11 protein-coding genes are annotated in these 19,229 nt (G+C 61.9%); 9 read left to right on the plus strand and 2 right to left on the minus strand.

Features of this window, described 5'->3' with window-relative positions:
• Positions 1-403: 403 nt before the first annotated feature.
• The 7 genes from XH93_RS15655 to XH93_RS15685 all read left to right on the plus strand — a co-directional run bounded on the left by XH93_RS15655 (position 404) and on the right by XH93_RS15685 (position 14,559).
• Entirely contained in the window at positions 404-721 is a 318-nt protein-coding gene (locus tag XH93_RS15655; protein ID WP_139482387.1) for a hypothetical protein, read from the plus strand.
• Positions 722-1,367: 646 nt separating this feature from the next.
• Positions 1,368-2,351 carry a UDP-glucose 4-epimerase GalE gene (galE, locus tag XH93_RS15660; protein WP_194475157.1) on the plus strand — a complete coding sequence of 328 codons (984 nt, stop codon included), beginning with the start codon at positions 1,368-1,370 and terminating at the stop codon, positions 2,349-2,351.
• 12 nt (positions 2,352-2,363) lie between these two features.
• Positions 2,364-3,527: a glycosyltransferase family 2 protein gene (locus XH93_RS15665; protein ID WP_246799630.1), complete on the plus strand. Its 1,164-nt coding sequence runs from the start codon at positions 2,364-2,366 to the stop codon at positions 3,525-3,527.
• Positions 3,524-6,463: a trifunctional glycosyltransferase/class I SAM-dependent methyltransferase/polysaccharide deacetylase gene (locus tag XH93_RS15670; RefSeq protein WP_194474211.1), complete on the plus strand. Its 2,940-nt coding sequence runs from the start codon at positions 3,524-3,526 to the stop codon at positions 6,461-6,463. The genes XH93_RS15665 and XH93_RS15670 overlap by 4 nt, the downstream gene beginning before the upstream one ends.
• A complete protein-coding gene (locus XH93_RS15675) occupies positions 6,460-7,452 on the plus strand; it encodes a glycosyltransferase family 2 protein (RefSeq protein ID WP_194474212.1) in 993 nt (330 codons plus the stop codon). Before XH93_RS15670 ends, XH93_RS15675 begins: the two co-directional genes overlap by 4 nt.
• Positions 7,452-9,284: an ABC transporter ATP-binding protein gene (locus XH93_RS15680; protein WP_194474213.1), complete on the plus strand. Its 1,833-nt coding sequence runs from the start codon at positions 7,452-7,454 to the stop codon at positions 9,282-9,284. Before XH93_RS15675 ends, XH93_RS15680 begins: the two co-directional genes overlap by 1 nt.
• Positions 9,285-9,603: 319 nt before the next feature.
• The gene (locus XH93_RS15685) at positions 9,604-14,559 is read left to right on the plus strand and encodes an Ig-like domain-containing protein (protein ID WP_194474214.1); all 4,956 of its coding nucleotides are present in this window, start codon (positions 9,604-9,606) and stop codon (positions 14,557-14,559) included.
• 97 nt (positions 14,560-14,656) lie between these two features.
• On the opposite strand, the gene XH93_RS15690 is transcribed toward XH93_RS15685, so the two are convergent.
• The gene (locus XH93_RS15690) at positions 14,657-15,826 is read right to left on the minus strand and encodes a hypothetical protein (RefSeq protein ID WP_194474215.1); all 1,170 of its coding nucleotides are present in this window, start codon (positions 15,824-15,826) and stop codon (positions 14,657-14,659) included.
• A gap of 141 nt (positions 15,827-15,967) precedes the next feature.
• On the opposite strand from XH93_RS15690, the gene XH93_RS15695 reads away from it, so the two are divergent.
• Complete coding sequence (locus XH93_RS15695) at positions 15,968-16,225, plus strand: hypothetical protein (protein ID WP_229173229.1); 258 nt, start codon at positions 15,968-15,970, stop codon at positions 16,223-16,225.
• 66 nt (positions 16,226-16,291) lie between these two features.
• On the opposite strand, the gene galE (XH93_RS15700) is transcribed toward XH93_RS15695, so the two are convergent.
• Positions 16,292-17,296: a UDP-glucose 4-epimerase GalE gene (gene galE, locus XH93_RS15700; RefSeq protein WP_194474216.1), complete on the minus strand. Its 1,005-nt coding sequence runs from the start codon at positions 17,294-17,296 to the stop codon at positions 16,292-16,294.
• A gap of 438 nt (positions 17,297-17,734) precedes the next feature.
• Here galE (XH93_RS15700) and XH93_RS15705 point away from each other — a divergent pair, with 438 nt between their 5' ends.
• Positions 17,735-19,147, plus strand: a complete 1,413-nt coding sequence (locus XH93_RS15705; protein ID WP_194474217.1) for a mannose-1-phosphate guanylyltransferase/mannose-6-phosphate isomerase — start codon at positions 17,735-17,737, stop codon at positions 19,145-19,147.
• The last annotated feature ends 82 nt before the right edge of the window (positions 19,148-19,229 follow it).

The following is a 19,229-nucleotide window of genomic DNA, read 5'->3' on the forward strand; positions in this document are numbered from 1 at the left end:
CATGTTTCGGAGGCACTCTGCTCGAATACTCGACAACAGCTGAGTGAGGCATGATCGCGGCTTCTATTCGACGACTAAGAAGATCTTGTGTCGGTGTGAATTCAAAATCGATGCCAAGTGACGGCAATGGCGAGCGACCGCAACACGCGTGCTCAAAATTCGTCGAGGCATGCGTCCTTGCCTCAAAGCGGCCACATAAGGAGTGCCTACGCGTCGGTGGCTTGATCCCGCGTTCGCGCCGCACATTATATCGTCTTGCTCTCGTCGCACGGTTGCACTGAGGTTGACGCGTGCAGTGCGCCTTTCGAATAGATCGTTCCTTGGGGGTCCTATGTCATCTAGGTGCGTTGTTGTGGCCCTGGCCGGATGGCTGGCTGGATGTCATGCAGCCTTCGCTGATTCCATGACGCTGGATTTCTCCTGGGGGGGAGAGAAGGGTTGCGTCTCGCTGTTCCCGAATCCGGAGTTTCATCTCCACAATGTTCCCGCAGGTGCCAAGCGCCTGTCGCTGACGCTGACTAAGGGCGCCAGGGAGATGGGCGGACAGGAATTGCCCATTCCCCAGAATGGCATATTGCCGTCTGGAACCTTTCGAACTTTCGCACCGTGCAACCCGGGCGTGTACCAATGGACGGCGCAGGCCAAGTCGGCGACCGGAGAGGTTTTGTCCGAGGCGCGCAAGGCGCGCTACTATCCCTCGGATGAGCTTGCACAGCACTAGCCTTGAACTCCCGTGACCGGTCGGATGACATCGCTGGATCGTCCGGAACCGCTCGGGAAGTGCCTGTCGCCATTTTCTTCGCACGCTGGATTGACGGCGCTCATGCGTGAGCCGCCACATTGTCGCCGCTTGACGGAACCTGTTGACGGAACTTGTTGACGGAACTTGGCAGCCGCAATTGCAGGCGTGAATATGCTCATCCAGAGGCACGTGTGTGCGCAGTGATGCGGCAAGCGTGTTGTCGTCGCAACCGACATAGTGGAACTTCGACGGGCGGGCGCCGACGACATAGCGTGCAGCCCTGCACAATATTCGCGCCGTAAACGCCGCGACTGTGAGCCGGAGTGTCCGTAGTGCATGGTGGCGTGCCTTCATCGTGAAGAAGCCGCATTTTGAACCGATAGGTTGGCGGTCAACCGGAAACACGGCCGCGCCACATTGAAGGAAAACATTGCGCGACGAGTGATGCCAATCCGATTTCGGCGGCAGACAATCGAGTTTTTAGCGTGCTCCCAGTTTCCGAAGGCCATGCCGTCATGATGTATGTGCGCGATAGCCTCTCGTCGTTGCGATCGTGTCGCCGACTTGCATGGCCGATCACCTGTGGCATCAGCAAGCCGAGCTGTTACCGCGCCGGAGAGCCGGCATGACCAGGACAGTACTGGTCACCGGCGGTGCGGGATATGTGGGCTCCCACTGCTGCAAGGCGTTCGCCAGCGCAGGCTGGACTGTTGTGACGCTCGACAACCTCTCGCGCGGGTGGCGTGACGCGGTGCGCTGGGGGCCATTGGTGGAATGCGATGTTCGCGATCCACTCGCGGTGCGGGAAGCGCTGGAGACGCACGGGCCGGATCTGGTCGCGCATTTCGCCGCCTTCGCCTATGTGGGCGAGTCGGTCGAGAACCCGGCGATCTACTACGAGAACAACACCGCCGGCACGCTTGCGCTGCTGAACGGGATGCGCGCAACAGGGTGTCGTCACATATTGTTCTCCAGCACCTGCGCCAGTTACGGTATCCCCCAGCACGTCCCGATCGATGAAAGTCATCCGCAGGCACCGATCAACCCCTATGGCTGGTCGAAGATGATCATCGAGCGGATGCTCGAGGATTTTGGTCGGGCTTACGGAATCGGATCGGTGTCCTTGCGCTATTTCAATGCGGCCGGTGCCGATCCTGACGGTGAAATTGGCGAGCGGCATGATCCCGAAACTCACGCTATCCCGCTTGCGATCGAAGCTGCGCGCCGTACCGATCGGCCGTTTACGATACTTGGCACGGATTTTCCGACGGCGGACGGCAGCGCCATCAGGGACTACATCCACGTCAACGATCTGGCGCGAGCCCACGTGCTTGCAGGCGAAATGCTGCTCGAGCGGCGTGGCACCCACGTGTTCAATCTGGGAACCGGCGTCGGCACCAGCGTGCTTGAATTGATCGAGGCGGTGAAGCGCGCCGCCGGGCGAGAGCCGGTCGTGCGCCGTGGCGAGCGCCGGGCAGGCGATCCCGCGAGGCTCGTCGCATCGTTCGCGAAGGCCGAGCGAGAGCTCGGCTGGCGGCCGCAGCAATCCGATATCGACTTCATCATCAAGACTGCACTTGAGTGGCGAGATCGCCATCCGCCGGCCTGACGCAGCAACGACATGACCATGCTCCCTTCTATCGCAGACCTGCCGCTAGGCGAGGGGGTCACGCATGTCGCGGTGACGTCGCCAGCGGACATTGTCGGAGCTGGATTGCGCGACGGCATGACCGTGTTCTGGCACGGCGACCGGCCGATCGGTCACGTGCTGATGCATGAGGGATGGCCGATCGGCACCCACATCGATCACATCGACGCCGACTTTTTGCCGGCTATCGGGCACGAGCTGCAGAGGCAAGTCAGGCCGACTGTCTCCGCAAGCGTGGTGATCTGTACGCGGGACCGGCCGGATCAACTCGCCGCATGCCTTGCGTCATTGCCACGGCAAAGCTACCGGCCGCGTGAGATCATCGTTGTCGATAATGCGTCATCGGATGCGCGCACGCACGATGTCGCGTTGGCGGCGGGAGTGATCTACATACGCGAAGACAGGCCTGGGCTCGATATCGCCCGTAATGCCGGCGTGCTTCGCGCAACCGGCGACATCGTGGCCTTCACCGACGACGATGTCCTGCTTCATCCGAAGTGGCTGGAGCGGCTGGTGGCGGCATTCGATCGGCCGCAAGTCGCCGCCGTGACCGGGCTCGTCCTTCCGGCAGAACTCGCGACCGAGGCGCAGCGTCACTTCGAGACCTATTGGGGATTTGGCAAGGGTTATTTGGAGCGCGACTTCGACAGTTCCAGCTTCAAGTCGCATCGCAGGCACGCGTTTCCGGCGTGGGAAATCGGTGCTGGGGCCAGCATGGCGTTTCGCCGCGACGTGTTCGAGCGGATCGGTCTGTTCGACGAACGTCTCGACGTCGGCCAGGCCGGATGTTCCGGAGATTCGGAATATTGGTACCGGCTACTCGCAAACGGCTACACCTGCCGCTACGCGCCGTCTTCCGTCGCGTTCCACTCTCATCGACGCACGATCGAAGGGCTCGCGAACCAAATCTTTTACTACATGCGGGGCCATGTCGCGGCGCTGCTGGTCCAGCATGAGCGAACAGCTCTCCAGGGGAACCGGGTGCGTGCGTACCTGTATCTTCCGACATGGTATGCTTACCGACTACTTCGCAGGGCGATCGGTCGCAAGCGTATCGCCGACCGTTTCCTCAAGGAGGAGATCGCTGGCTGTGCGTCAGGATTCCGCTTCTATCACAGCAAGGGGAAGCGCGAATGACGGCCGGTTCACGTACCTCGATCGTAATCCCCTCGCGCGATGCCGAGCAGACCATCGCTAGAACGCTTGACAGCCTGTTGGCCCAAACCGATCCAGGATGGGAAGCGCTGATCGTTGACGACGGCTCCGTGGATGCAACGCCGGCAGTCGTTGCCGGATATGCTGCGCGGGACTCCCGCTTCATTCTGCTTCGATCCGACGGACGGGGTGCATCGGCGGCTCGCAATGTCGGCCTATCCAGCGCAAACGGCGAGCGGATGCTGTTTCTCGACAGCGACGACTGGATTGACCCGCAATTTCTGATCAAGATGAACGCTGCGATGGACGGCAATCCCTCGGCGATCGCCGCTTGCTGCGATCATTGTCGCGTGATGCCTGATGGCGGCCAAACGCCTCGCTATAGCAATGCAGCAGTTGCGGCCAATCCATTCGAAGCGTTCGCGCGCAGTTGTCCCGTCGCGGTCCACAGCGTTCTTGTCAAAAGAAGCGCGGTCATGGGCGTTGGCGGCTTTGACGTCAATCTTCGTACCTGCGAGGAATGGGATCTCTGGCAGCGGATTGCGCGAACCGGCGGCAACTGGATTCATGTCGATGAGCTGCTCAGCTACTATTGGTCGAGCGAGCATTCGCTGTCCGGCAACGTCCAGCAGATGTTGGCTGACGGGACCGCCGTTATTGCGCGAGGATTTTCCACCGACCGGCGGGTGAAGAAGCCGGCGGTGGAACATCGGAACGGAGCATCTTGTGCCGGCGGGAGGCCGCAGGCGGCGGCGCGTGCCTATTTTGCACTTTGGTGCTGGGGCATTGATTGCGGGCGCGGAAGGGAGAGCCGCCTTTCCAGAGAGGTGCTTGCCGAGATACCGCAATCGGCCACCGCGGCGGATCAGATCGCCTTTTGCCTGCTCGACGCAATCTCGGTGGGGGCTCGTGCAACGCCGGAGAGATTGGCCGGTCGCTGGGCGCGATTCGGTGCCCGTGTGACCAAGCTGATCACTGCAATCGGAAAGGTCTGGAATGACCCGGGCGAAGCCCGAAGGACCCAGTATCGATTCGAGCGCGTGCTGCTCGACTATGATGACCTGTCGGCGCCGCGCGAGCTCGCCTTGACGGTGGGTCTCCGCGTCGACCTTCGGCAACTTCCGACGTTTTGTCCGCCCCAACATGTGGACCGGCTCTACGCCTACATTTGCGATGGACCGCAAGTTCTGGCTTTGCTCGATGTCGGATTGCTCGGGGCGGTGGATTTCGAGTTCTGGGTGAAGCTGGTTCGCGCACACCTTGCGCACCTGCCGGTACGGATGGGCAGGCGATGGCGACTTCGACATCTGAGCCGGCTCGCCAAGGTGATAGAGCGAATAGGGCGACTTGCGCGGGGAGGGCCCGATAGCCACCAGCATCGGCTGCAGGTGTTGCAGGGGCGCATGTCCGGCGAAGTCAGACCGCGGTTTGCGTCAAGCGTGCCTGTTCCGGACAAAAGCGAGAGCCATGCGCTTGAAGCAGGTCCACGCGACGTTGGACGCGAGTTGTTCTGGGAAAGGTTCTTCGAGAGGGAAGATCCGTGGAACTACAGCTCGCCCTACGAGCAGGAGAAGTACCGACGGCAACTGGAATTGTTGCCGCCTGAGCGGCCGGAACGTGCGATCGAGCTGGCGTGCGCGGAAGGGCATTTTAGTCGGCAACTGGCGCCAAGGATCGGACACCTCACGGCATCCGATATTTCATCGACCGCGCTGGAGCGGGCGCGCATGCGCTGCCAAGGGATCCGCAATGTGGATTTCGTCAAGCTTGATCTGTCGGCCGACCGTCTCCCCGATGCGATGGATCTCATCTGCTGCTCCGAGGCGCTCTACTACCTGGATGACGAAGCCGAACTGGCGCGTGTCGTGCAACGAATTGCGCAGGCCTTGCGTCCCGGCGGTCATCTCATCTCGGCTCATAGTTACGTCCTGAAGGACGACACCTCTCGTACCGGATTTGATTGGGAAAGTCCGTACGGGGCCGAGACGATTGCACGGGTGATGGCGCGGTTGCCCGAGCTTGCGCTTGAGGCATCGATGCAGACCGAGCTCTATCGCGTCGATCGCTACAAGCGCCTTGCGCCTGGCGAAATGAGGCCCGACCCGCAGGTGACGACCGCCGGGATCGATGCACCGATCGAAAGCGAGGTTGCGCGATTTGTCGTGCGGCATGGCGCCGTCAGGCGGCGATCGGAGGTCCGGCAATCGGAGCGGCGCTCGCACGTTCCGGTCTTGATGTACCATCGAATCGCAACCGATGGGCCGGAGCAGCTTGCGCGCTATCGCGTCGATCCGGATCTCTTTGCGGACCAGATGCTGTGGCTGCGGAGAAATGGCTACCACACGATCAACTCGGAAGAGCTCGCATGGTTTGTTGCCAACAACTACCCCTTTGAGGGCAGGCCGCTGCTGATCACATTCGACGATGGATATCAGGACTTTGCCGAACAGGCATGGCCCATACTGAAATCCAATGACCTTTCCGCGGAGGTGTTCATCGTCACCGATCTGGTTGGCGCGCGAGCCGAATGGGATGCATCGTTCGGAACGCCGGCACCGCTGATGGATGTCGACAGGATCATCGCACTTGCCGGAGAAGGTGCGATGTTTGGCAGCCACCTCGCACGCCATCCACGAAGCGACAGGCTTTCAAGCGCAGAACTCGCCGAGGAACTGTTGCGGTCCCGCATACAGCTGGAGACTTGGCTGGAGCGACCGATGACGTCGCTTGCGGCTCCATTTGGATGCACCGACCAGCGGCTTCGAATTCTCGCGGCGGAGTGCGGCTATAGGGCGATATTCAACACGGTCGACCGGGCTGCCGGGTTGCAGGATGATCTACTCGACCTTCCGCGCATCGAGGTGAGGGGCGACCATGGTCTGGAGGCGTTTGTGCACTGCTTGGAGCAGTATCAATGAGTACAAATGCGTGCCTGGTCAGCGTCGTCATTCCAGCGTTCAATGCCGAGGCGACGATCGATGAGACGCTTCGCAGCGTCCGGTCGCAATCGCACCATCAGCTTGAGATCATCGTGGTGGACGATGGATCCACCGACGACACGCTTGCGGTCGCGGAGCGGCATGCGGATCGCGATGCGCGCATTACGATCATCAGGCAGGACAACGCCGGCGTCGCGGCCGCTCGCAACGCCGGCTGGCAGGCCGCGCGTGCGGAGTTCATCGCGTTCATCGATGCCGACGATCTGTGGACGCCGGGCAAGGTCGAACGGCAGCTCCAGGCCATGATCGACGGGGGGGAGCGAACAGGTCTCGTCTATAGCTGGTACGCCTGGATCGATGCCAAGAGCCGCGTGAGCGTGAAGTCCGATCCGGTGTTTCATGCCGGCGAGGTGCTGGATTATTTGTTCGAGGGCAACTTCATCGGTAACGGAAGTGCGGCGATGGTTCGCAGGGAAGCCCTGATCGCGGCACGCGGATTCGAGAGTGGCCTCCGGGCATCGGGTGCGCAGGGCTGCGAAGATCTGCTGTTCTATTGCCGCGTCGCGGAATCCTATCGCTTCGCGGTGGTGCCGGAATATCAGATCGGTTACCGCTACCTGCCGAACAACATGTCCAGCGACATGACGCGCATGTTCCGCTCCTGGATGCTGGTCGCCGAGGAGATGGCGGCCCGGCATCCCGATCGCGCCGCCTTGCTGGACCGCGGAATCAGCAACTACGCCCGGTGGCTGCTTCGAAGAGCGCTGGCCGGCGGCCGCTTGCAGTACTTTGTATCGGTCCTCCTGCTGCTATTCCGACGGAACCCGTCACTGGCTGTCAGGGTGGCAGCGCTTGGCCTGCCGCGGGATATCGTCTCCGCGACATGGTGGACGTTCCGCAGCCTGCGACACAGAGAGCTCCGACGGCCGTTGCCGTCGTTCTTGATCGGCGACCCCAGTCAATCCTGATGGCAGAAAACACGGACGACATGAAGAGGCCGAGAGCCGCGCGGCGCGCGGCACTGGCCGAATTGTGGCGGCTGCTCAAGGTGGCCCCGCTGCCGCGTTGGGCTACGCCGCTGCTGATCGCGCTTGGCGTGGCTTCATCGCTGGCGGAGACCGTCGGGATAACGCTCGTGTTGCTCTTCTTCTACCTCGCCATGGGCCAGGTCGAGCTCGCGACGTCGACGAGCGGCGTGTTGGGCGATGCGCTTCGGCATGCGACCGGCTGGTTTCACAGCTCGACTGAAACCGCTCTGGTGGTACTTCTCCTCATCATAGTGCGTGGCGCGCTGGCCTTCGCCAATACGCTGATCAGCGCACATGTCGGCGAGCAGATCAACGAAATCGCGCGCAACCGCGTCCATCTGCAGTATCTGTCGACCTCATACTCGTTCTTTCAGCGCCATGATGAGGCCTACCTGATGGAGGTCCTCGGGACCGAAACATGGTTGATCTCCGGGGCGTACAGCAGCCTTACCCGGATCATCGTCAGCTCCTGTTCGATCTTTCTCTTCCTGTCGTTTCTCCTTGCGCTCTCGGTGAAGATTACGGTGATGGCTGTCGCAGCTTCGATGGTCGTGTCGGCCGGGATGCGTCATCTTTCCAGGCCGATGCAGCAGCTGGGCAGCGGAGTGAAGCTGGTTCATCAGAGACTGGGAGAGCACATGCTGATGACGCTTCAGGGCATGCGGACGATCCGTGCCTATGGCCAGGAGAAGGTGCATCAGGAGCGCTTCGAGGGCGCGTCTGCGGAAGCGCGCCGGGTCGCGCTGGGACTTGCCCGTCTATCAGCGTTGGTGTCTCCGCTTACGGAAGTCGGATATCTCGTGGTGCTTTGCCTTGTCATCGCGTCCGCCAACATGTGGGGAATCGGATTCGCTACCAGTCTTACCGCGGTTGCCTTGCTCTACCGACTGCAGCCGCATATGCGCGAGCTGGAGACAAGCCTGTTGTACATGGCGCAGATTGAGCCGCAGTTGCGCTCCATCCGCCTCATGCTGGCGAAGGACGACAAGGAATATCCGAAGCCTGGACATCTCGCGATCAGCAGGCTGGTCGACAAGATCTCGTTCCGCAACGTGACCTTCCGGTACGATGCCCGATCCGATTCGGCGCTTCGCGACGTCTCCTTCGACATTCCGGTGGGCAAGATCACCGCGCTGGTCGGCGCGAGCGGGGCGGGCAAGACCACGATCGTGAACCTTCTGCTGGGTCTTTATTCGGCGACCGAGGGATGCATCCGGATCGATGATCGTCCTATCGGGGATCTTCGCCGAACGGAATGGCTTGGCCTGCTCGCGATTGCCGGCCAGGACGTCGACCTTGTCGAAGGCACCGTGATCGACAACGTGCGCATGTCGAAGAACGATGCATCGGAGGAGGAGATTTTGGACGCGCTCCGCGTCGCGGGCATTTCGGAAATGGTCGAGGCGCTGCCCGACAAGTACAATTCCTGGATCGGGCAGCACGGCACCCGCTTTTCGGGCGGCCAGCGACAACGTCTTGGCCTGGCCCGCGCGATCGTGCGCAAGCCGGAGTTCCTGATCCTTGACGAGGCCATGAGCGCACTCGACCGTTCGTTAGAGGAGAGCGTCAAGCGCGCCATCCAGCAGCAGCTCAACGGGCGGACCTTGTTGCTCATTACCCACCGTCTGGAGTCGGTGCTCGACGCGGATCACGTGGTGTGCCTCGAGGCTGGCCGGGTTTGCGCGGAAGGACCTCCGGCGAAGCTGCTTGCGGACTCCAGCAATGTCTTTTCCCGGAACCTTCGCGTGGGAACCGGCAGGGCCGGACATTGAGCTCGTCGTCGCGCAATCATTCAGCACGGATCACGAGGGCTCGAGAGTGCTGCAACCGCGCATATCGACGCGCCGCGATCACTTCCTCACCCGTAGTATCACGTCCGTAGTACCACGGATCAGGTCAAAGCCGGGCGCTCGACCTGCAGAACTGAGTGCGAGTTGAGCGCTTGTTGCACGCTGTTCCGCTGAAGGAACCTTCGCAGTCATTGCATATGAGTACGTGCATTCAGGCGCACACTTCAATTTGTCCTGAAGTTCGTAAACCGGCCTGAACTCTTTCGTGGTGCGTGGGGTGCAAAGGAGCACTGGCACCATCATGGCAATAAACCCAACCTACGCGAGCGTTATCGTCGGAACCTCTGGATCGGATGTTCTCTTCGGAGGCACCGGAAATGACCTTCTCACCGGCGGAGCCGGCAGCGACACCTTCGCAATCTCGAAGGGGTACGGCTCCGACACGATCAGCGACTTTCAGACCGGCGCCGGCGGTGACATCCTGCGTGTTCAGAACTACGGGTTTGCGAACTTCGCTGCCTTCGTCGCCGCTGCCAGGCAGGTGGGGTCCGACACGACCGTTACCCTGTCGAGCACCGAAACCCTGACGTTGCAGAATGTCGCACTGTCGTCGCTCGTCGCCTCCAACGTCGTCGTCGACAATCCGCTTCAGGGCAGCGCGTCGCCGAATACAGTGGCGCTCTCGGTCCAGGCCGGCGGCACGCTGACCGGCAGTGCGATGAACGACTCCCTGCAGGCGTACGGAGCCGGGGCCACGCTGATCGGAGGCGCGGGAGATGATAGCTACTTCATGTTCGACCACAACACCAAGGTCGTCGAACAGGCCGGCCAGGGCATCGATACCATCTACGACGGCATGGTCGACGGCTACAGCCTCGTCAATGCGCCGAATGTCGAAAACCTGATTTTGGCGGGCAGCGATCCATCGCCTGCGACCGGCAACGATCTCGACAACATCATCGTCGGGAATGCCGGCAACAACGTCATGGATGGCGGCAAGGGCAACGACGTGCTCAACGGTGGCGGCGGCAGCGACACCTTTGTCATCGCCGTGGGCAACGGCAACGATATCATTAGCGGATTCACAACCGGCGCCGGCGGCGACATCCTGCAACTCAACCGCACGGGCTTCCACACTCTGTCCGATGTCACCGCTGCCATGAAGCAGGTCGGCACCGATACCGTCCTTACGCTCAGCAGCGGCGAAACGATCAGGCTCAACAATACCAAGGTCGGGGATTTCACCGCGGCCAACGTCAATATCGTCATGCCGCGCACCGACCTGGTGCAGACCTTCAACGACGATTTCAACGCGCTCTCGGCGGGCCAGGACCCGCATCTGATATGGCGTACGAGCTATGCCTGGAGCGGCCCGGCAAGCTACTCGCTTGCAGGCGAGCAGCAGGTCTATGTCGACCCGAGCTTTTCGGGATTGCCGGGCAGCCAGGCGTCAGCGCCGCTCGGCCTCAACCCATTTTCGATCCAGGACGGCCATCTCGTCATCACCGCGCAGCCGCTGCCCGCGAGCGCGGCGCCCTATGTCGGCGGCCACCAGTTTTCGTCGGGGATGATCTCGACCCAGAACAGCTTCGCCCAGACCTACGGCTACTTTCAGATGACGGCCACGCTGTCCGGCACGCCCGGCGCGTGGCCCGCGTTCTGGATGCTGCCCACCAACCCGCATGGCCTCGACACCGAGCTCGACGTGCTCGAATCGCTTGGCACCCATCCCGATCAGTCGCATTGGGGGGCCCGATCCTCGACTGGTCCTGATCAGGGATTTTGGTCGAATACCGCCAACCTGACTGCTGGCCAGCACACGTTCGCGGTGGAATGGACGCCGTACACGCTGACCTTTTTCGTCGATGGCGCGGAGGTGGGGCAGATGGCCACGCCCTCCGACATGAACACGGCGATGTACATGATCGCCAACCTTGCGATCGGCGGCAGCTGGGCCGGCAATGCGGCCCCTGACGCGACGGCGAGCGTCACGATCGATTCGATCACTGCGTATCAGCTGCCGGAATACACGCTCGCAAATTACACGCTGCTCGCCAGCGGAGCGCCGACCAACACCCTCACCGGGACGGCGGGCGCAGACACCCTGACCGGTACATCGGGCAACGATCTGATCACCGGAGCAGGGGGCGCCGACACCATAAGCGGCGGAGCCGGCGACGACACCTATATCGTCGCCGACCCGAACGCTAAGATCGTCGAAGCCTCTGGCGGTGGCATCGACACGATAAAGTCGTACGTCACCTACCAGCTTCCCAACTATGTCGAGAACCTGACGCTCACGGGCCCGGACGCTATCAACGCCACCGGCAACTGGCAGTCCAACATCGTCATCGGCAATGATGCTGCGAACGTCATCACGGGCGGGCTGGGCAACGACATCCTGACTGGCGGCGGCGGCGCGGATACCTTCGTCTTCAATGCCGGCGACGGCTCGGACATCATCACCGATTTCAGCCCGGGCTCGGGGGCTGGACACGACGTCATTCAGCTCAACGGCTTTGCCTTCACCTCGTTCAGCGATATCCAGGCGGCGATGACCCAGGTCGGGAACGACGTCTATCTGGCGCTGACGAGCCAGGACACCCTTGTGTTCCGCAACACGACGATCTCGTCGCTGACCAGCGACGATTTCCAGCTTCCCGGTTCGCTTCCGGTCGGCGGCCTGATCACGTCCTGGATCAACGGAAGCGTCGCCAGCCACACGATCTATGGCACTTCGGCCAACGACGATATCACGGCATTCAATGTCGACGACACCATGATCGGATGGAACGGGGACGACACCTATGTCGTCAACAATTCGAACCAGAAGATCGTCGAGAATCCCCGCGGGGGCATCGACAGTGTTGAAGCCTGGACCTCCTATGCCTTGCCGGACAACGTCGAAAACCTGACCATGATGATGGGCGGTCTCACCGGCACCGGCAATCTGCTGGCCAACCGCATCGTGGGCTCAAGCGGCGACGACGTGCTCAACGGTGGCGGCGGCAACGACTGGATTTCGGGAGGCGCGGGGAACGACACGTTCGTCTACACCCCGGGCAGCGGCGATGTCACGATCGCCGATTTCCATGCTCTGACCAGCACCAGTTCCGAGCATGACATGCTCTCGCTGAAGGGTTATGACGCCTCCGCCTACCTGACGAACGTCGGTGACGTCTGGACCGTCCACGATGCGAGAGGAACGGACACGCTGCGGCTGGTCGGCGTTACCCAGCTGACCGCGTCGGATGTCGCATTCGTCACTGACTGGAACACGCCGATGACGATGACGGGGCTGTCGGCTCCGACGGCCTCGTTCTCAGCCGATAGCGGTGTGACCGCCTCGGGCCTTACCGCAGCAAATCACCTGACTCTGACTGGAAGTGCCCAAGCCGGTGTCACCGTCGAAGTCTTTGATCAGGCAACATTCGTCGGCACCGCGGTCGCCGACGCATCCGGCGCCTGGTCGTTCGCGACGCCGACGCTGGCTGACGGCAGTCACGTCTTCACCACCCAGGCAGTGGATGCCATCGGAAATCCGAGCGGACCGTCCGCCGAGTTGAACGTGACGGTCGATACGCAGGCACCCCTGGCTCCCAGTCTGATCTCGGCGACGGTTGCCTCTGGCAGGATCACCGCGTCCGGCGCGGCGGAGGCCGGAAGCACCGTTAAATTGTATGACGGGACGGTTTTGCTCGGCACCACGGTCGCGGCATCCAACGGAACGTGGAGCGTCAGTACCGGTACGCTCGCCACCGGCGGACACATGCTTTCCGCAACCGCGACCGACGAGGTTGGCAATCGAAGCCCATCGTCCAATGTCCTGGTTGAGGTGATCGGTACGACGATCGAGGCGATCGGCACGACGTCATTCACAAGGGTCGGAAACAACTATTACATGTCGGTCGCCGACGCCGCGGTGCTGCTGAAGTACGCTGGTGCGGCGGTTACGGCCGGTCAATTCGGTACGTGGTCGCCGGTGGCGGCAGAGGTGACCTCAAGCGGGTATGATGTGGCCTGGAAAGATTCCGCGAGCGGGCAGTACGCGGTCTGGACCACCGACCGCTATGGCAACTACGTCTCCAAGATTCTGAACAATGTGTCGGGATCCAGTTCGTCGTTTCAGTCGATCGAGCCGGTTTTCCACCAGGACCTGAATGGCGATGGCGTGATCGGTGTTCCGCCGCTCAGCTCGCCACCGGCCCCAAAAACCGCCATCGAAGCGTCCGGTGCAACCAGTCTGGACAAACTTGGCAGCAACTACTTGCTCGACGCGATTGGCGGCAGCCAGGGACCAACGTTGAAATACGGCGGCGCTGCGGTTGTCGCGGGGCAATTCGGCAGCTGGTCGCCGGTTGGCGCGGAAGCAACGTCGGGCGGCTACTACGTGGCCTGGAAGGACTCGGTCAGCGGCCAGTACTCGGTTTGGAGCACCGACAGCAACGGCAACTTCGCGTCCAAGATCATCAATAGCGTGTCTGGAGCCGACGCGTCACTCAAGTCACTCGAAACCGTCTTCCACCAGGACCTCAACGGCGATGGCGTGATCAACACCCCATCCACGGTCCTCGATATTTCCGGGAAGATTGTGCTGCCGTTGGGCAACATGAGCCAGTCGGTCATGATCGAAGCCGGGGCCAGCCTCGAATTGACCGGCGCCGTTTCCGGATCGATCACCTTCAATGCCGCCACCGGCACGCTGGTGCTCGATCACGCGTCGCAGTTTAGTGGAAGGCTGATCCATCTCAGCGGCGACAACACCGTATCCAATTCGAACCTGATCGACCTGAAGGACATCGCCTTCGGAACCGGAACGACCGCGTCCTATTCAGGAGATGCATCCGGCGGCGTGCTGACCGTGGTTGATGCCCAAAACCACACGGCGCGCCTTTCGCTGGTCGGCGATTACACTCATTCGACCTTCAATCTTTCGAACGATGGCACCGGCGGCACGCTGGTGATTGATCCGCCCAAGGATGGATCGGATCTCGGCTCGGTTTCGACGCCGCAGCCGACGTCGCTCCCACAAGCTCCGGCGGCCGGACCAGTAGCGGGCGACAGCTTTACCTTTGATCGTTTCGGCTCATCGGCAAGCGGGGCTGATTACAGTTTTGAAACGGTCAACCACCCTGCGATTCTGCAGCTCGACAGCCATCTCCGGTCAGAGCCGCCTGCGACCGACCATGTCGCGCTTCCCGACGTTGCGGTATCGGCGGATCTGGCGGGGTTTCACAACTTCATGCTTCACAACTAAGGCCCCCGACAAACGACGCCCGGACCTCGGCCGAAAGCCGGGGTCAGGTCGCGTCGCCGGGAATCCGGCGGCAATTTCCCGGATCTCCTGGAAAGGATCAGGGCTTCTTGCAGTCGGAATAGAAGGTGCCGTTGGCCGTAACGATTCGCTCGATACACTGCTTGGGATCGACGACTTCGCCGTCGACGGTGAAATCATAGGCCTGGTTCTTGACGATCAGCGCGTAGCGGCCGGGCGTCAGCTCAAACGCGGGATCTTCACTGTGGAGCTCGTACATTTCCGGATTGTCGGGCAGCGGTGACACTCGAAACGGGAACGTGACGTTTCGTATGACCCAGCTATCGCCATCCTCGGGTCGTTTGCCTGCAACTTCGGCAGAGAATTCTCGCGCGATCCTGGCAATCACGCGAACCTCCGCGCGGTCCGAGATGCTGGTCGCCGCATCGCGGCGGAACACGATGAACCTGGGCTGTTTCTTCGACAGCATCGTGTGGCTCGGCGTTCTCAGCGCCGGCGACACGGCGACGCGGATGTCCGGCGGGCGGGCAGGCAGTAGCTGCAATTCGGTCAGGGAATCGCCTTCGATCGCATAGACTCCGTAATCCGTTGGTCGTAGCGGATTGGGCTTCGGGGGCGGGGGCGGGGACGGCGCGACGGCAGCGATCGCGGGGATCGGCGCGCGCCCTTGGATGGAGACCGCGGCCGGTTCTTGCGCGTGCGACCGGTCCTGCAGCCAGGATGCCAGCCGCTCCCTCTGCTGGATGACGCCCGCGGCCCCGCCCACGACGAGCAACACCGCGATGGTCCTCACGGCGAGGGGCGAAAATGGGTAGCGGGCCCTTCTGCGTGCGGCAGCAGCAGGATCGATCGAAACGGCCGGCCGTCGTTGCCGAACCGGTCGGTCGAGGTCGCCGGCAGGGAGGCCGCGCGCCGCGCCGGAACCGTCTTCCAGTCTCGGAACCTGCGGTGGTGCGAGCGCGATCTGCTGCTTTGAAAACTCCTCGACGCCACGAATGGCGGCTTCGAGGGCGAGCTGCATCCGCTCGATGCCCTTTTCATCTTGGGAAGTGAACTGCTCGCGCAGCTTGTAACGGGCGAGATCGTAGACCGCTTGGCGCAGGTGGTCCGGGTTGCGTTCGACGGTGTCGATCATGCGGGCGATGACAAGCGCGAATTGCACCTCGTCGGAACCGTGATCCAACGGGCCATCATCGTTCCGCGTCAAATTGTCTGAAGCCACCGCTTCCTGCCGGGTCGTTCTCTGCATGGTTGCAGACTTAGCCAGCTGCGATTCCCGTTACGTTATATGGGCTTTTCGCTTGAACCAAATCGCGGCATTCTGACTAGAATATGTGCCAACAGTGGCGGCGAGTTGTCGGCGCTGCCCGGCAGGTGAGATGAGGATCCGATGTTCCCCAGCTTGAAGTTCGGATGCACGCTGGTGCTGGCAGGCCTGGCGGCAAGCCTGGTTCCCAATGTCGCTTCGGCGATTACGGCCGAAGTCGCCCGAAAGTGCCAAGCGCTCACGGCGGCACAATTTCCGCCGCGTCTGCCCGGAAATCCGGCGGCGGGAAGCGCCAAAGGATCGGGGCGCGCGCAAATCGACTATTACAACAAATGTGTGGCGAATGGCGGCAAGCCGGACGAGGGCGCGGCTCCGAAATGACCGGTTAGACGTGACCGATCAAGAAGCCGCCGCGCCCATAGTCAGCATCCGGCTGCAAGCGACCTCTCAGGCGTATCCGTTTGGATTGGAGCTTTGCCACCGCCAGTGATCGGCACACATCGTTTCAAGCGAGCGGGTTGCTTTCCAACCCAACAGCTTGGTGGCGTAGTCGGTTGCGGCGTAATAGGCGGCAAGATCGCCGGCGCGGCGCGGCTTGATGTCGTATGGAATCTGCTTTCCGCTCGCCGCTTCAAAGGCGCGGATGACCTCGATCACGCTGCTTCCCGCACCCGTGCCCAGATTGACGGCAAAACATTTCGGGCTGCTCAGCAGCGAAAGCGCGGATACATGGCCGTCGGCGAGATCCATCACATGGATATAGTCTCGGACGCCGGTCCCGTCGGGCGTATCGTAATCGCCGCCCCAGACGCTGAGCCGTTCACGCCGCCCGATCGCGACCTGCGCGACGAATGGCACCAGATTGTTGGGAACACCCTTCGGGTCCTCACCGATCAAGCCGCTCTCGTGGGCGCCAACCGGATTGAAGTAGCGCAGGATCGCCACGGCCCAGGTCGGATCGCTGGTATATTGATCGCGCAGCATGTCCTCGATCATGAGCTTGGTGCGGCCATACGGATTGATCGCGTTGAGCGGATGATCCTCGGTGTAGGGCAGGAATTTCGGCGTGCCGTAGACTGTCGCGGATGAAGAGAACACGATCTTCTTCACGCCGGTCTTTTGCATGGCGCGGAGCAGACGGTGCGAGCCGATGACGTTCTGGTCGTAGTACTCGAGTGGCTGGGCGACCGAATCCTGCACGGATTTCAGGCCGGCAAAATGCATCACCGCTGTGCACCCGTGTTGGACCAGCACCTCCTCGATCGCGCTCTGGTCGCGAATATCGGCTTCGACCACCGTGGGCCGCTTGCCGCAGATCTGCTGGATCCGCTCCAGCGCCAGCGGACTGCTGTTGCAGAAATTGTCCAGGACAACGACGTCTTCACCCGCTGACAGCAGGGCAACACAAGCGTGTGAGCCGATATAGCCGGCGCCTCCAGTTACCAGGATCATTCAGCGTCTCTACGTTGTTGGATTGGATGTGCCGGCTGCATGTGCGCCTCTGGCGGGTCGGTGTCGGATAGCCGTCGTCATCACACGGGAAAGTTCTTTCTAAAAGTGTAACCATGTCGAGGGCGAACGTCCTTCGTCGGTATGGACAATACAACGGCATTTGGACGGGTGGAATGGGTAAGCAACAACTGCGCTGTCCCGATCTCCGCAGAGGCGTGGGTCGAGAGACGAAGGCCGCAGACCGATCGCAGGAGACAGAAATATGACGGTGCAAGTGTGGTGGCATGGTCCTTGTTCGGCCAACTTTCACAGGGATGAAGTTGTCGTCGTCTTTCTTGCAGCAAGCGCGGACGCTTGAATCAGCAGAGCTCGTGTTGCTGCTGGTGGCACCATTCTTGCTGCGCCATGACGAGATCTTGTCAAGCTTGAGGCATACCGATGGTACGGCAAATTATCCCCTTGATCATGTGTGGCGGCGCGGGCACGCGGCTGTGGCCGGCCTCGCGCGAGGTGCATCCGAAGCAGTTCCTGTCGCTGTTCGGGGCGCGCTCGACCTTCCAGGAGACGTTGCTTCGCGTGTCGGACACCACACTGTTCGCGCGACCGATGGTGATCACCAACGAAACCTATCGCTTCATGGTGCTGGAGCAGCTTGCCGAGATCGGCCGTGAGGCCGATGTGCTGCTCGAGCCGATGCGTCGCGATTCTGGCCCCGCAATTGCGGTCGGCGCCGCGTTCGCGCAAACGCGCGACGCTGATGCGATCGTGCTGGCGCTCGCCGCCGATCACCTGGTGCGCGATACGCCGGCCTTCGTCGCCGCCTGCCGCGAGGGCCTGGTCGCGGCAGAGCGCGGCCGCATCGTCACCTTCGGCGTCAGGCCGGAACGGCCCGCCACCGAATACGGCTACATCAACCCGGGCGAGACCATCGCCGGCGAGGTGAGGGCGGTGGCAAAGTTCGTCGAGAAGCCGGATGCGGCGACCGCGGCCGGCTATATCGATGCCGGCTATCTCTGGAACAGCGGCAACTTTATGTTCCGCGCCGCGGTGCTGCTCGATGAATACCGCAATGTCGATGCCGACAGCGTCGCTTCAGTCGAGGCCTCGGTCGCCAACGCGGAGCGCGATCTCGGCTTCGTCAAGCTCGATACGCCGTCCTTTGCCGCGGCGAAGGCGATCTCGATCGACTATGCGGTGATGGAAAAGACCGCGCGCGCGGCGGTGGTGCCGGTGGCCTGCGGCTGGTCCGACATCGGCTCGTGGCGCCAGGTCTGGGAGCTGTCCGAGAAGGACAGCCAGGGCAACGCCTCGCGCGGCATGGCGGTGTTCGAGGATTCCCGCAACTGCAACGTCACCACCGACCGCGCGCTGGTCGCGCTCGAAGGCGTCGACGATCTCGTCGTGATCGCGACCCAGGACGCGGTGCTGGTGTCGCGGCAGCAGGACGCCAACGGACTGAAGCGGCTGGTCGCCAAACTGAAGGTGACGGCGCCTGAGGTGACCGAGAGCCACATCAAGGTGCATCGGCCCTGGGGCTCCTACCAGTCGGTCGACAATGGCGACCGCCACCAGGTCAAGCGCATCGTCGTCAAGCCGGGCGGACGTCTCAGCCTGCAGAAGCATCACCATCGCTCCGAGCACTGGATCGTGGTGCGCGGCACCGCGCAGGTCACCGTCAACGAATTGATCAAGACCGTGCACGAGAACGAGTCGATCTACATCCCGATCGGCGCGGTGCACCGGCTGGAGAACCCGGGCAAGATCCAGCTCGAGCTGATCGAGGTGCAGACCGGCAGCTACTTCGGCGAGGACGACATCATCCGCATCCAGGATGATTACCAGCGGGCCTAGCGCATGATGCGGAAAACTGCGAAGCGGTTTTCCCTCGCGACAAAGCGAAGCGTTTGCGTGGAGACCATACAAAAAAGCTAAA

Origin of the sequence: Bradyrhizobium sp. CCBAU 51753 (assembly GCF_015291565.1) — a bacterium.
Classification (GTDB): domain Bacteria; phylum Pseudomonadota; class Alphaproteobacteria; order Rhizobiales; family Xanthobacteraceae; genus Bradyrhizobium; species Bradyrhizobium ivorense.

Bases quoted from the DNA above. Each gene is read 5' to 3' on its own strand.
- XH93_RS15655 (WP_139482387.1), top strand. From the start codon at position 404: ATGACGCTGGATTTCTCCTGGGGGGGAGAGAAGGGTTGCGTCTCGCTG.
- galE (WP_194475157.1), top strand. From the start codon at position 1,368: ATGACCAGGACAGTACTGGTCACCGGCGGTGCGGGATATGTGGGCTCC.
- XH93_RS15665 (WP_246799630.1), top strand. From the start codon at position 2,364: ATGACCATGCTCCCTTCTATCGCAGACCTGCCGCTAGGCGAGGGGGTC.
- XH93_RS15670 (WP_194474211.1), top strand. From the start codon at position 3,524: ATGACGGCCGGTTCACGTACCTCGATCGTAATCCCCTCGCGCGATGCC.
- XH93_RS15675 (WP_194474212.1), top strand. From the start codon at position 6,460: ATGAGTACAAATGCGTGCCTGGTCAGCGTCGTCATTCCAGCGTTCAAT.
- XH93_RS15680 (WP_194474213.1), top strand. From the start codon at position 7,452: ATGGCAGAAAACACGGACGACATGAAGAGGCCGAGAGCCGCGCGGCGC.
- XH93_RS15685 (WP_194474214.1), top strand. From the start codon at position 9,604: ATGGCAATAAACCCAACCTACGCGAGCGTTATCGTCGGAACCTCTGGA.
- XH93_RS15690 (WP_194474215.1), bottom strand. From the start codon at position 15,826: ATGCAGAGAACGACCCGGCAGGAAGCGGTGGCTTCAGACAATTTGACG.
- XH93_RS15695 (WP_229173229.1), top strand. From the start codon at position 15,968: ATGTTCCCCAGCTTGAAGTTCGGATGCACGCTGGTGCTGGCAGGCCTG.
- galE (WP_194474216.1), bottom strand. From the start codon at position 17,296: ATGATCCTGGTAACTGGAGGCGCCGGCTATATCGGCTCACACGCTTGT.
- XH93_RS15705 (WP_194474217.1), top strand. From the start codon at position 17,735: ATGGTACGGCAAATTATCCCCTTGATCATGTGTGGCGGCGCGGGCACG.